Genomic DNA, 12472 nt, shown 5'->3' on the forward strand with positions numbered 1-12472 from the left:
TCAACCGAGGTACGGGGCTGCCTCGTTCCGGAACCCGTGGTCGAGCCGAAGCCGGGTCGTCGGGGCGATGTCCAGTCCTTCGAGTTCCACTCGCGGCACCCAACGGACCTCGAAGGACTCGGAGCCGGCGGCGAGCCGACCGCCGACCGGCCTCGCGCGAAAGCACAGCGAGAACTCCTGGCGCACCTCGCCGTCGGAGAACTCGATCACGTGGCCGGGGTCGCTGTACGTGCCGACGAGACCGGTGACCTCGACCTCGACGCCGGTCTCCTCCCGTACCTCGCGCACGACCGCTGCTCGGAGGTTCTCACCGATCTCAAGAACACCGCCCGGCATCCCCCAGCGGCCGTTGTCGGAGCGCCGCTCCAGCAGGAGTTCGCCGCGCTCGTTCACCACGAACGCGGTGACCGCGGGCACGATCCGCTGGGCTTTCGGGGCCTTCGGATCGTCGAAGTAGTCGGTACGGCTCACGATTCCTGCCTCGGTAGCGGAACTGCACCGGCCCAGACCTTGTCGAAGCTCTGCCGGTAGGTCGAGACCAGTTGGGCACCGGCGACGCGGCGCAGGTGGAGCACCGGGGTGAGCGGCGCGCTCACCCCGTAGATCTGGGTGTTCACCAGCATCTCGTCGTCGAACCAGTACAAGGAGTTGTGCAGCGTGGACCGGTGCGCCCGGAACTCGATTCCGGGCGTTCCGTAGAGCGGCCGGTAGAGCTTGACGACCTCGCGCACCTTGTACGCGACGCCCTCGCCGAGTTCTTCCTCCTCACCCCGCCGTGCGACCTCCGAGCTCTCCGGGTCACCGAGCAGCAGCCGGACCCGGACTCCCGCCCGGGCCCGTTCGGTGAGCGTCCGGTGCCAGCGCGGGTTCTCGGCAAGGTGGACACCGGCGTGGACGAGCACGCCGATTTCGGTCGCAGAGCGCTGGGCGAACTGCAGCCACAACTCCGTCGGCACGGAGGTTCGGTGGGGATAGACATGGACGATCTCGGCGTCGGCCTCGTCCAGGCGCTGGGTCTCGGACTTCGCGTCCGGCCACAGGTAGTCCTCATCGGTCTGCAGCCTGGCCGCCGCCGCCTGGCGGTGCCGCCTGTACGGTTCGCGGCTCTTCAGGATCCAGCGCTCCACCGTCTTGGCATCGACACCGCAGTGCTCCGCCAGTTCTCGCTCGGTGACTCCGCGGAGCACCAGCGCAGACCGAAGGCGCTCGTTCGCCATGGCACTCCCGGATGGAACGTCTTGGGACGCACTGGGACCTCAAGACGATACCGAGGACGTCCCAAGACGTCCAGCTCAGGCCTGACCATGTCCCTTTCTTCACAGGCATTCTGAGTATCCGTCAGTCGACCGGATCGGGTCGGACGGATCGAAATCCACCCACTCATCTGCGGAGACCGCCATGAACCCGCAAATCGTCAACGACATCGTCCGCACCGCTGGTGTCCTGACCGCCATCCACGTCAGCCCCGAGGGCCGACGGCGAACTCACTCTGACGGAGGTGGCATGAACGCGACCACCCCCTCGAACCTCGACGGGAACCTCGGCGACCCCAGCAACTGCCCGGCCTCCTCTCCTCCGTCCAGCCGGGTAGTGCGAGCGTTGTCGTGGCGCGGCAGCCGCACCCATGCCGCGGCCGTCGCCGTGCTTCCGGCATCGTCACCCTGCCTCCCGCCCTCGGGAGCCTTCCCGCCATCGGGAGCCCTTCGGTCCGAACCGGTTGCGCCCGGTGATCGATGCGGGGTGCCGTTCTCCACGCCGAGCGTGAGCGGCACCCGCTCCACCGACTGGGGCAGTTCCTCCCAACCGACCGCCACCCATCGTCCCGGGGGAGCGTGAGTTCGCCGTGTTCATCGCCGTCCAACCGTCGGCCCGGAGGTCAGGCGGCTATCTCCGCCCGCAGCCGCGCGAGAGCCTCGTCCGCCTGCTCCCGGACCTCGGGCAAACGGCGGCCCGCCCGCACAGCTCGCTGCAGCTGGTGCGGCAGCCGGTGGAGCGTCGCACCGTCGATCGCGCTACCGAGCTGCTGCGTTGCTCCGACCGGATCTCCTTTCCTCAACAGCACCTCGCCTGCGGTGATCGCCGCGATGATCCGCCACTGGGAGGTCGCTGCCGGCCCGGCCATCGGCGCCCGGTCGAGTCGGTGAACCGCTTCAGCAACGCGGTCGGTCCCCATGAGGCCACGGAGTCGGACTTCGTGCAGCGTGAACCCGGAGAACAGGGCAGTGGGCGCTGCCTCCACCAGGAGTCGGCTGGCCTCCTCGATCGCGGCGTCGAAGACGGCGGTGTTCCCAGCGGTTCCGGCGGCGCGGGCAAGCAGGACGACCGCCTCGGCGCGTTCGGTGCTGGTGCGGGCGCTGTCGCGGGCCTGGCCGAGCCGGTCCAGCGCGCGAAGGTGGAAGCCGGCCTTGCGCAGCTCGTTGCCGTGGTGGCGCAGCGCGTGGGCGTGCAGGCCCGGGTCGCCGAGGCGCCGGGCGACGTTCAGGCCCTTGCCGGTCCAACGGGCCGCGGTGGCCAAGCGCTCCTCCGGCAGCACGTGGCCGAGGGCGACGCCGAGACCGACCTGGGCTCGGGCGAGCAGGCGCAGGGTGTCGAGGTCGGCGTGACCGTCGGCGGTGCGTGCCTCCAGACGGGCGACCAGCGGCCACAGCTCGGCGACCGCGGTGGTGGCCTGACCGGCCTGGCGTGCGATCTCGGCCAGGCGCAGCACCGAGTCGGCGAGCTGGATCACGAGTTGGTGGTCTCCGTCGGCTTCGTCGGTGATGCCGAGGCAGTGCGGTGGCAGGCCGAGGCGCTCGGCGATGTGGCGCAGGGCCCCGATGTCGGTGATGGTGCGAGAGCCGGTCTCGATGCGGGAGACGTAGCTGGTGGAGTAGCCGAGGTGGTAGGCGAGTTCCTGCTGCGAGAGTTCGTGGATCTCGCGGTGGAGCTGGAGGATCTCGGGCAGGGCGCGGCGGCGCAGGATGTCCTGGGCCCTGGGGGTGGTCCAGTGCCAGCGGATGCCGCCGTAGGGGTCGGTCCGCACCGCTGGTCAGGCCCGGTCGCGCAGTTCGTACCAGCGGGCGACGGAGTCCTTGTAGCCCTGCGGCATGACCAGGCCGGGCACCTCGTCGCGGTGGAAGAGGCCGGCCTCCTTGTGTTCGTGGCTGACGACCGGGGACCGATCGGCGTCGGTGGCAGTGCAGCCGTAGGTGACGATGAAGACCTTGCGGCCGGGGACCGGCTCGTACATCCACACGTCCAGCAGTGGACCGGCGGTCGCCGTCCAGCCACTCTCCTCCTGGATCTCCGTGACCACCCGCTCCTCGGGTGTCTCCGTGCCCTCAAGCTTCCCGCCGGGCAGCTCCCACTCCTGGCGCTCGTTCTTCAGCAGCAGCACCCGTTGCTGCGGGTCGAGCACGACGCCCTTGATGGAGATCGGGAAAGCCATTGGCACGTAGGGCTGTTCAGTCTGTCCGGTCATCGCTTCTTCCGGGGCGCACGGGCGGGTTCGGGCCCGTCGAAGGTAGCAGTTGCGCGGCCACGCGAGGCCTCACAGCCCGGTGATCCCTCTTTGACAATCTGTCACTTTCCATCGGGGTGGTGGGGCGTGGAAAGTATGTCGCCTCCCACCGACTCGGTCCCACGAGGGAGCTACACCATGCCGTCTTCCGATTCCAACAGTGAGGAGTTCACCGCGGGCCTGCTGGCCGGAGCCGCGCACGAGCACGTCGGCGAGGTGCTGCGCGAGCACGGGATGCTGCGGCTCGCCAGGCTGGACAGGCGCGACGACGTGCTCCTCGCGGCCGACCGGCTGATGTCCTCGCTGTGGAATCACCGGGATGCCGACCCGGACGGGCTGACTGTCATCCGCGACACCGGCCGCCACGACGGACGGACGGGCTTCGCCGGCCTGGGGCGCGGTGCCCTGGCTCTGCACACCGAGTGCGCGCAGCACCCGGCCCCGCCCCGGCTGCTCCTGCTGGCGTGCGCCCGGTCCGGCGACGCCGGCGGCGAGAATCTGCTGGTCGACGGCCGGGCCGTCCTCGCTGACCTGGCCGCGCATCACCCCGCCGCAGTCGAGGCACTCGCTGAGGACCGGGCCGCCTACTTCGGCGGATCGAGCGGCCGCTTCGCCCCGGTCCTCCAACAGTTGCCCGACGGCCGCTGGCGGGTGCGCCTGCGGCAGGACGACCTCGCCCGGTTCTCGCCGGACGCCCAGCCGCACCTGCCCGCCCTGCGCCAGGCCATCGACCGGAACACCCACCGGCTGCTCCTGGCCGCCGGGCAGGGCGTCGTCCTGGACAACCACCGCCTGCTGCACGGGCGCACCGCGTTCTCGGGCGAGCGGTTGGTACTGCGCGCACTGGGCGAACCGCACGCCACGATCGGCCTCGGCCCCGGCTTCCCCTCTCCCTGGTCCCCGGCACGACCCGCCACCCGACGTACCGAAGCCCAGCCCGCGAGCGACCTCGACGAACGGCCTCTCAGCGCACCGCAGTTGACCGCCGAAGGGCAGACCCGCCGCCCCACCGTCTCCTGGTGATGCGGGGCGCATCCCGCGCCCCGGGCTCCAGGTCCCGCAAGGAAGCCCTCAAGGAGGAACCACCTGGCTCAGAAGATCACGGCCGAGACCGTGGCCACCGCTCCCACCGCCGTCGGCGACGAGTTCGACCTCGACGTCCGCACCGTCGAGACCGCCGACGCGGCCAGCCTGCAGACCCTCACCGACGACGGCTGCGGCAGCACCTGCGGCGCGTGCACCACCGGCCTGCACTGACCCTCTCACGGCCGGTGCTCCAGGACACCCTCCTGGAGCACCGGCCACCATCCCCCGTTCCGTCTCCGACTGCGAGGTCCCCGGCCATGCGCCTTCCCGCTTCCACGGCTCCCTACCGCGCCGCCGACGTGGCGCTCGTGCGCGCCGTCGCCCGCCCTGCCCTCCCGGTGCCGCCGTGGCCGAACCTGGGCGACAGCGGCCCCGCAGCAAGGGATGAGCAAGCGCTGTGGCTGCGCGCGGTTTGGGCGGACCGGCTGGTCGCCCAGGCCCTCGGCGTGGCCAGCCCGGGGCTCGCCCGGCGCGTCGCCCAGCTGACCGGCGGCAGCTCGCCCGCGCCGCGGGACGTGCGGCGCGCTGTGCTCTCCACCGCCCGCTACCTGGTACGCGCCGCCGGCCGCCCCACCCCGTTCGGGTACTTCGCCGGCGTGCAGGCGGCGTCGTTCGGACCGTCCTGCGACCTGCGGTGGGGCGATGACCACTACATCGTCACCCACGCGTCGGCGGCCCGGATCGCCCGGACGATCGAGCGGCTGGAGCGCTGCCCCGCCCTGCTGGCCCATCTGGACGTGGCGGCGAACAACACCGTCCGGGTGCGCGGGGACCGCCTTGCCATCCCCCATCGCCCGCTCGTCCAGCCCGGCGGCGCCACGGTCCCTGCGGAGACGACCCTGCGCCACACCCGCCCCGTCGCGTTCGCGCTGGCCACCGCCCGCCGACCGCTCCGCTTCGTCGACCTGGCCGACAAGGTCCGCATCGAGTTCCCCGCGGCGTCCACCGACCAGGTCCTCGGCATCCTGCTCGAACTCGTGGCCCACCAGGCGCTCCTCACGGCCCTCCGCGCCCCGGCAACCGACGCCGAACCCCTTCGGCACCTTCTGACCACCCTGGGGAGCGCCGACGAGATGGAGGTCCTGCGGGACCAGAGCACCACCGCGGCCGCAGGGGACGTCCCTCTTGCCCCGGCCGTCGACCTCCGCCTGGACGCCGACCTCACCCTGCCCCGCGCGGTGGCCCACGAGGCGGCGCGGGCCGCCCACCTGCTCGCCCGACTCAGCGCCGCTCCCCACGGCACCACGGCATGGCGGACCTACCACCAACGCTTCTACGAGCGCTACGGCCGCGGCACGCTGGTGCCGCTGCTCGACATGGTCGCCGACAGCGGGATCGGCTGGCCCGACGGCTACCCCGGCGCCCGGCCTGCCGAGAAGCCACGCTTCGACGAACGGGACGAACTGCTCGCCGCGCTCGCCCAGCGGGCCGCTCTCGACGGCGCGCGCGAGATCGTCCTCGACGAGGCGCTTCTCACCTCCCTCGGCCTCGGCCCGGCCGAACCTCGCATTCCTCCGCACCTGGAAGTGGTCGCACGCGTCCACGCCCGCAACCGGGAAGCGCTCAACCGGGGCGAGTTCCGGTTGGAGGTGGTCGCGGCGTCCCGGGCCGCCGGCGTCTCGGTCGGCCGTTTCCTCCACCTCCTCGAACCGGAGCGCCAGGCGGCTTTCACCGCCCTGCTGACGGGCCTGCCGACGATGGACGAGCACGCCGTCACCGCCCAGCTGTCGTTCCCGCCGTTGGATCCGGCCAGCGGGCACGTCGCCCGGAGCCTGGCGACGGGCCAGCTGGTGATCAGCCTGGCCGAGCACCGCCCCACCACCGACGGCGTCCTCGGACCGCAGGACCTGGCCGTGGGCTGCGACGGGCGGCGCATGTACCTGGCGGCACCGACGCTCGGCGTTCGGATCGAGGCCGCCGCCACCCACGCCCTGAATCTGCGCACGCACACCCCGTCGTTGGCCCGGTTGATCACCGAGCTGTCCCGTGCCCAGGCCGCACAGGTCACCCGCTTCGACTGGGGTTCGCTCCACGCCCTGCCCTTCCGGCCCCGGCTGCGGCACGGGCGGGTCATCCTCTCCCCCGCCATCTGGCGCCTCATCACCGCTGACCTCCCCTCCGGCAGCACCTCGCAGCAACGGTGGGATGAGGCGCTCATGGCATGGATGGCCCGGCTCCGGGCCCCCCGGCACGTCTTGCTGACCGCGAGCAGCCAGGGCCTCCCCCTCGACCTCGACAATCCGGGCCACCGTGCCCTGCTACGCGACCACCTCTGTTTCGCCTCGCACGCCGTCCTCGTCGAGGAACCCGATCCTGCCGACCTCGGCTGGGCCGACGGCCGGGCCCACGAGATCGTTGTTCCCGTCACCGCCGCCCGGACGCCGACGTGGCCGCGCCTGCCCAAGCCCACCCCGGCCCGCGTCCTGCGGCGTGGCCACGGTGACGCCCCCGGCGCCTCCCGCGTGCTCCTCGCCTCTCTCTACGGCGACCTGGAACGTCAGGACACCGTCCTCTCCCGGCACCTTCCCGACCTCCTGAACCGGCTCGGCAACCCGAAGTGGTGGTTCGTGCGCTTCCGCGACCCGCGCCAGCACCTACGGCTGCGCATCGCCCTGCCCGAGCCGGCCGCCTTCGGAACCGCCGCAGCCGTGATCAGCACCTGGACCGCCGAACTCCACCGGGCCGGTCTGCTGTCCGAGGTCGCGTACCCCACCTCCTACGCGGAGACCGGGCGGTGGGGTGAGGGTCCCACCTGGACCGCGGCGGAGACGGTGTTCCGAGCCGACTCCGCCGCCGTCCTCGCCCAGCTGTCCCAGACCGAGCTGCCCGGCCGACAGGCCCTGCTCGCCGCCCACGCCGTCGCCCTCACCGTCGGATTCACCGGATCCACAACTGCCGGACTGCGCTGGCTCGTCGACAACGTCCCTGCGCAGGCCCCAGTCCACGTTCGCAGGCCGGCCTTCCGAGAGGCTGTGCGACTGGCCGACCCGGCCCGGGACTGGGCAGCGCTACGCGCGGTGCCCAGCGGCCACGCGATCGTGGAGAGCTGGTCCGGACGCCACCGGGCGCTCGACGCCTACCGCCTGCACTTCCCCGGACCGCACACCGAAGGCGTGCAGGCGGACGACGTCCTCGGCTCCCTCCTGCACTGCAGCTTCGTCCGCGCGTACCGCATCGACTTCGACGACGAGGCCCGGGTCCTCTACCTGGCCCGCGCAGCCGCCCTCGCCCGCCTCGCCCGGGACGGTGACCAATGACCACACCACATCCCGCGCTACGGCTGTCCGACCGGATCGCCGAACTCCTCACCGACCCGGCCGACGCACCACCGGCGTGGACGTCCCGCCCGCACTGGCGCCAGTCCCTCGCACACGGCGCCCCGGGCATCGCCCTGCTCCACATCGAACGCGCCGCCACCGGCCGAGGCCCCTGGGATCCCGCGCGGGCCTGGCTCGCGGTCGCCGCCGACGGCCCGGTCACGAGCGGAGCGGACAGCTACCTGTACTACGGAGCTCCGGCGCTCGCACACACCCTCGCCTGCGCTGCCCAGGCACGGCCCGGCTCCTGCAGCAACGCCCTCGCCCACCTCGACGGCGCCGTCGCTGTCAACGCCTTGCGCCGCTGCGACGCAACCCTCGCTCGGATCGCCCGGGGCGACCTACCGACACTGGCCGAGTTCGACGCCATCCGCGGCCTGGCCGGCGTCGGCTCGGTACTTCTCCGCCGTGCCCCGGACGGTGAGGCGATCCAGCGAGTCCTGCACTGCCTGACCCGTCTGACAGCCGGCGTGAAGCACAACGGCCGAATGCTGCCGGGCTGGTGGACCCAGGACGGACCGTCCGGAACGCCGGACGAGCGGTTCCCCGGCGGGCACGCCAACTCCGGCCTCGCACACGGCATCGTCGGCCCGCTCGCCCTCCTCTCCCTCGCGCTACGACGGGGCATCGAGGTGGACGGTCAGCGCGAGAGCATCCACACCATCCTGGTGTGGCTCGGACGCTGGCGCGACGGCCACGCCTGGCCGTACTGGATCACCCCCGGCAACCTCGACGGCGCCGCGCGCACACCACTCGCGCCACAGCGGCCGAGCTGGTGCTACGGTACCGCCGGCGTCGCGCGCGCCCTGCAACTCGCAGCTCTCGCTCTCGACGACTCCCGTCTGCGCCACCGCGCCGAGAGCACCCTCGCCACCGCACTGGCAGACCCGAAGGCACTCGCCGCGACCACCGACCTGTCGGCCTGCCACGGCTACGCCGGTCTCGCACACATCGCCCACCGCGCTGCCGCCGATGCCCTCCCGCGCAACGCAGCCCTTCTGCGCGCCGGAGCCTCCGTGCTCCTCGACACCGCCCACCCGCCCCACACCGACCCCGACGAACAGGCCCGTCGCCTCCTGGCGATGGCCGGGCCCGGGTTCCTTGAGGGCGCCGCCGGCACCGCCCTCGCCCTGCTCGCTCCCGCCACCGGCACCCCGCCGGCGACCCACTGGGATGCCTGTCTCCTGACCTCCTGACCTCCTGACCTCCTGACCAAGGACCTGCGATGACCACCGGCTGGATCCAGCACAACCTCACCTTCGCCGACCCCTCCACCGTCGACCGGATCACCGCCCACCACCTGGCCCCCGCTCTCGCCCATGCTCAGAACTCCGGCACGCTGGAGGCCTGGTGGTACATGCGCAAAGGCGGGCTCCGGCTGCGGTACCGTGCCGCCGCCCCCGCCCCCGTCGTCACCGCACTCCTGAACACGCTCACCGAGACAGGGCTCGTCGAGGGCTGGGCCATCGCGGTCTACGAACCGGAGACCGAGGCGTTCGGCGGCCCCGAGGCCATGGAGATCGCCCACCGGCTCTTCCACACCGACAGCCGACACCTGATGGTCCGTGTCGCCAAGGCCGCCCCACCCGCGCTCGGCCGCACCGAGACCTTCGTCGCCCTCGTCTCCGCCATGCTCCGCGCCGCCGGCCTCGACTGGTACGAACAGGGCGACGTCTGGGCCAAGTTCGCCGCCGAACGCCCCGATCCTCCAGCCCTCTCCTCGGAACGTGCGGCCGCCCTGACCACCGCGATGCGCCGTCTGATGACCCTCGACACCCGCCGGCTCGCCCGCCCCGGTGAACCGCTCGCCGGGCACACCGGTTGGGTCGACGCTTTCGAGGAAGCCGGACAGGACCTCGTCCGCTCGGCCCACGTCGGCCGCCTCACCCGCGGACTGCGCTCCGTCCTAGCCCACCTGATGATCTTCCATGCCAACCGATCCGGCCTGCCGGTGGAGCACCAATCGTCAGTCGCTGCACGGGCCTTGGAAACCGTCTTCCACTCCGGCGAGGGCCTCGCACCCTCGCAGTCCACCATCCGCACAGCCACTAGGGTCGCCCACGTGACTACTCTCAGCAATGACGCCGCCACACCCGCCGAGGAGCTGCGCAACAGCCTCACCGACCGCCTGCTCGAGCAGGGAGCCATCCGCACCGACACGGTCGAGGCCGCCTTCCGCACCGTGCCGCGCGAGTGCTTCCTGCCCGGCTTCCCCCTGGAGGCCGCCTACGCCGACAACCCCACCTACACCAAGGCCGACAGCTCCGGCACGCAGATCAGCGCGGCCTCCCAGCCCGCGATCGTCGCCCTGATGCTGGAGCAGCTCGACCTGCAGCCCGGCGAGAGGATCTTCGAGGCCGGGGCCGGGACCGGCGTCAATGCCGCCTACATGGGCCGCATTGTCGGCCCCGACGGGCACGTGACGGCTGTGGACGTGGACGACGACCTCGTCGAGGGTGCCCGCAAGCACCTCGCGGACGTCGGGATCACCAACATCGACGTGGTCCTCGGCGACGGCGCCCTCGGCCACCCCGACGCCGCCCCGTTCGACCGGGTGATCGCCACGGTGAGCACCAGCGAGATGCCCACCGCCTGGCTCCAGCAGGTCAAGCTGACCGGGCGGATCGTCCTGCCGCTGTGTCTGCGCGGCACCGCCTCGCGCACCATCGCCTTCGAGCGTGGCGAGAACAGCTGGGTGTCGGTCGACGACCAGCTCGCCGTCTTCATGCCGCTGCGCGGCAGCATGGACGACGCCCGCCGCACGGTCGCCCTCACCCACGAGGGCGACGTCACCCTCCAGGTGCACAAGGACCAAGCCGACGCGGTCGACGCCGACCTGCTGCTCGGCGTCCTCGACACCGAACGCCACGACGTCTGGACCGGCGTCACCATCCCGGCCGGCACCACCTACGAGTACCAAGACCTGTGGCTGGCCTTGACCCTCCCGAACTCCCTGATGCGGATGGGCGTCACCGGCGACGCCCGCGACCGCGGCATCACCCCCATGTTCGGCTGGGGCGCCATGGCCACTGTGGACGCCGGCTCCCTCGCCTACCTCACCCTGCGGCCCGGTGAGCCCGACGCCAACGGCCGCAAGACCTACGAGACCGGCGTCATCGGTCACGGCCCCGCGGGCGCCGCGCTCGCTGACCTCGCCGCCGAAGCGATCCGCACCTGGAACACCGGCTTCCGCGACCGGATGCTGCGCTTCGAACTTCCCGACACCCCGACCACGGCGGACCCGAGCTCCGGCCGCTTCGTCCTGGGCCGCCACCACCACCCGATCACCGTCATCTGGGAGTAGCCCCGCATGCACCCGACCGGCCCCGTCGCCCGGCGCTTCCCGCTGGTCGCCCGCCACCGGCCCGCGTGCCTGCCCCTTGACGCCCGTGTCGGCCGGCTCACCGAGCTGGCCGACACGGCCTCCCGGCAGACCAACCCGGGCCTCGCCTCCACCGTCTTCAACCAGGCCGCCCTCCTCGCCTCCGACCTCGCCCTGCCCGGCTACGCCCGCGAGCTGTGCCACCGCCACGCCGCCCTCCACCTCACCCGCGGCCCGCTCCCGGCGATGAGCGCCATCCGCGGCCTGGAGCCGATCGTCAACCTCGCCCGCCTCCACCTCCGCGCCGGCCGTCACCAGCGCGGCCACCAACTCCTCCTCGACCTCTACCGCGCCGTCACCACCTCCACCGAGGCAACGCTCGACGGCATCACCGTCCCCGCCCGCCTCACCGAGACCACCGAACAGCGCGCCGAAGTCGTCGCATGGCTGTGGCGCGTCGTCATCGCCGACGGCACCCGCGCCCTCACCTCCGCCGGCCGCTGGACGGACGCCGTGCGCCACATCGAGGCGCACCGAGGCTTCGGCCGACGCATCCTCGACGGCCGCCAAACCGCCATCCTCGCCGCCGCCACCACCGGCGACCTGCCCGGTGCCCTCGCCCTGCTGGCCGCCACCGAGCCGGGCGAGGCCTGGGAGAACGCCGTCACCGCCGTGCTCACCGCGCTGTGCCGCCCAGGCGACCGACACGCAGCCGAGACCGCCATCGGCCACTGCCTCGCCTTCGAACCGGACGAAGGCCTGGCCGTGTTCAGCACCCACCTCGCCCTCACCGCGATCAACGCCGCCGGCACGGACACACCCTCCGCCCGAAGCCTGATCGAACGGACGGCCGGCAGAACGACTGAAGGTGGCAACGGCTACGCGGTGCGCGACCTTCTGGCCCATCCTGGCGTCCGCGACCACCTCCCCCCTGGCCGGACGGCCGAGCTCGAACAGGCGCTCGTCGCCTGCGCTTTGGGCTCCGCCACCCTGCCCGAGCCCGTCCGCCGAGGGCTGGAGACCTCACTCGCCGCCGCCCGGGCAGTGCTCCAGACCTCCTCATCCGACCCAGGCTTGTCCGGAGACGACCCGGTCGACGCCACACTCCCGGACCGTCACACACCTACCGAGGTCTTCGTTCGGCTGTCGGGTGGTGACAAGCTGTGACCCCTGCAAGATGCCAGCGGCATGCGGTATGCGCAGGATGGGGGCAGGACCGCTGAGCAGCGGGCGTTTCGTCACCAGGTC

10 protein-coding genes are annotated in these 12472 nt (G+C 72.2%); 6 read left to right on the top strand and 4 right to left on the bottom strand.

Translation table 11 applies throughout. From position 1 onward, the window contains the following. The 4 genes from ACFV04_RS01550 to ACFV04_RS01565 all read right to left on the bottom strand — a co-directional run bounded on the left by ACFV04_RS01550 (position 1) and on the right by ACFV04_RS01565 (position 3460). Positions 1-471: an NUDIX domain-containing protein gene (locus ACFV04_RS01550; RefSeq protein WP_380526042.1), complete on the bottom strand. Its 471-nt coding sequence runs from the start codon at positions 469-471 to the stop codon at positions 1-3. Next, the gene (locus ACFV04_RS01555; RefSeq protein ID WP_380526044.1) at positions 468-1217 is read right to left on the bottom strand and encodes an XRE family transcriptional regulator; all 750 of its coding nucleotides are present in this window, start codon (positions 1215-1217) and stop codon (positions 468-470) included. Before ACFV04_RS01555 ends, ACFV04_RS01550 begins: the two co-directional genes overlap by 4 nt. A gap of 659 nt (positions 1218-1876) precedes the next feature. Further along, the gene (locus tag ACFV04_RS01560) at positions 1877-3022 is read right to left on the bottom strand and encodes a helix-turn-helix domain-containing protein (protein ID WP_380526046.1); all 1146 of its coding nucleotides are present in this window, start codon (positions 3020-3022) and stop codon (positions 1877-1879) included. 6 nt (positions 3023-3028) lie between these two features. Then, positions 3029-3460, bottom strand: coding sequence for an NUDIX domain-containing protein (locus ACFV04_RS01565; protein WP_380526048.1), 432 nt, complete (start codon positions 3458-3460; stop codon positions 3029-3031). A 177-nt stretch (positions 3461-3637) separates the two neighbouring features. Between ACFV04_RS01565 and ACFV04_RS01570 the strand changes: the two genes are divergently transcribed. From ACFV04_RS01570 to ACFV04_RS01595, 6 genes are all read left to right on the top strand, one after another. Then, entirely contained in the window at positions 3638-4522 is an 885-nt protein-coding gene (locus ACFV04_RS01570) for a TauD/TfdA family dioxygenase (RefSeq protein WP_380526050.1), read from the top strand. Between the two features lie 90 nt (positions 4523-4612). After that, positions 4613-4756: an FxLD family lanthipeptide gene (locus ACFV04_RS01575; protein WP_380526052.1), complete on the top strand. Its 144-nt coding sequence runs from the start codon at positions 4613-4615 to the stop codon at positions 4754-4756. Between the two features lie 86 nt (positions 4757-4842). Continuing rightward, positions 4843-7842: a lantibiotic dehydratase gene (locus tag ACFV04_RS01580; protein ID WP_380526054.1), complete on the top strand. Its 3000-nt coding sequence runs from the start codon at positions 4843-4845 to the stop codon at positions 7840-7842. Then, entirely contained in the window at positions 7839-9098 is a 1260-nt protein-coding gene (locus tag ACFV04_RS01585) for a lanthionine synthetase C family protein (RefSeq protein WP_380526056.1), read from the top strand. The genes ACFV04_RS01580 and ACFV04_RS01585 overlap by 4 nt, the downstream gene beginning before the upstream one ends. Before the next feature lie 29 nt (positions 9099-9127). Beyond that, positions 9128-11206 carry a methyltransferase, FxLD system gene (fxlM, locus tag ACFV04_RS01590; RefSeq protein ID WP_380526058.1) on the top strand — a complete coding sequence of 693 codons (2079 nt, stop codon included), beginning with the start codon at positions 9128-9130 and terminating at the stop codon, positions 11204-11206. A gap of 6 nt (positions 11207-11212) precedes the next feature. Continuing rightward, positions 11213-12391: a hypothetical protein gene (locus tag ACFV04_RS01595; RefSeq protein ID WP_380526060.1), complete on the top strand. Its 1179-nt coding sequence runs from the start codon at positions 11213-11215 to the stop codon at positions 12389-12391. Positions 12392-12472: the final 81 nt, after the last annotated feature.

Origin of the sequence: Kitasatospora sp. NPDC059599, from assembly GCF_042735125.1 — a bacterium.
Lineage (GTDB): Bacteria > Actinomycetota > Actinomycetes > Streptomycetales > Streptomycetaceae > Kitasatospora.

Excerpts from the sequence above, each read along its gene's own strand:
- ACFV04_RS01555 (WP_380526044.1), bottom strand. The coding sequence starts at position 1,217 with ATGGCGAACGAGCGCCTTCGGTCTGCGCTGGTGCTCCGCGGAGTCACC.
- ACFV04_RS01585 (WP_380526056.1), top strand. The coding sequence starts at position 7,839 with ATGACCACACCACATCCCGCGCTACGGCTGTCCGACCGGATCGCCGAA.
- ACFV04_RS01580 (WP_380526054.1), top strand. The coding sequence starts at position 4,843 with ATGCGCCTTCCCGCTTCCACGGCTCCCTACCGCGCCGCCGACGTGGCG.
- ACFV04_RS01570 (WP_380526050.1), top strand. The coding sequence starts at position 3,638 with ATGCCGTCTTCCGATTCCAACAGTGAGGAGTTCACCGCGGGCCTGCTG.
- ACFV04_RS01595 (WP_380526060.1), top strand. The coding sequence starts at position 11,213 with ATGCACCCGACCGGCCCCGTCGCCCGGCGCTTCCCGCTGGTCGCCCGC.
- ACFV04_RS01565 (WP_380526048.1), bottom strand. The coding sequence starts at position 3,460 with ATGACCGGACAGACTGAACAGCCCTACGTGCCAATGGCTTTCCCGATC.
- fxlM (WP_380526058.1), top strand. The coding sequence starts at position 9,128 with ATGACCACCGGCTGGATCCAGCACAACCTCACCTTCGCCGACCCCTCC.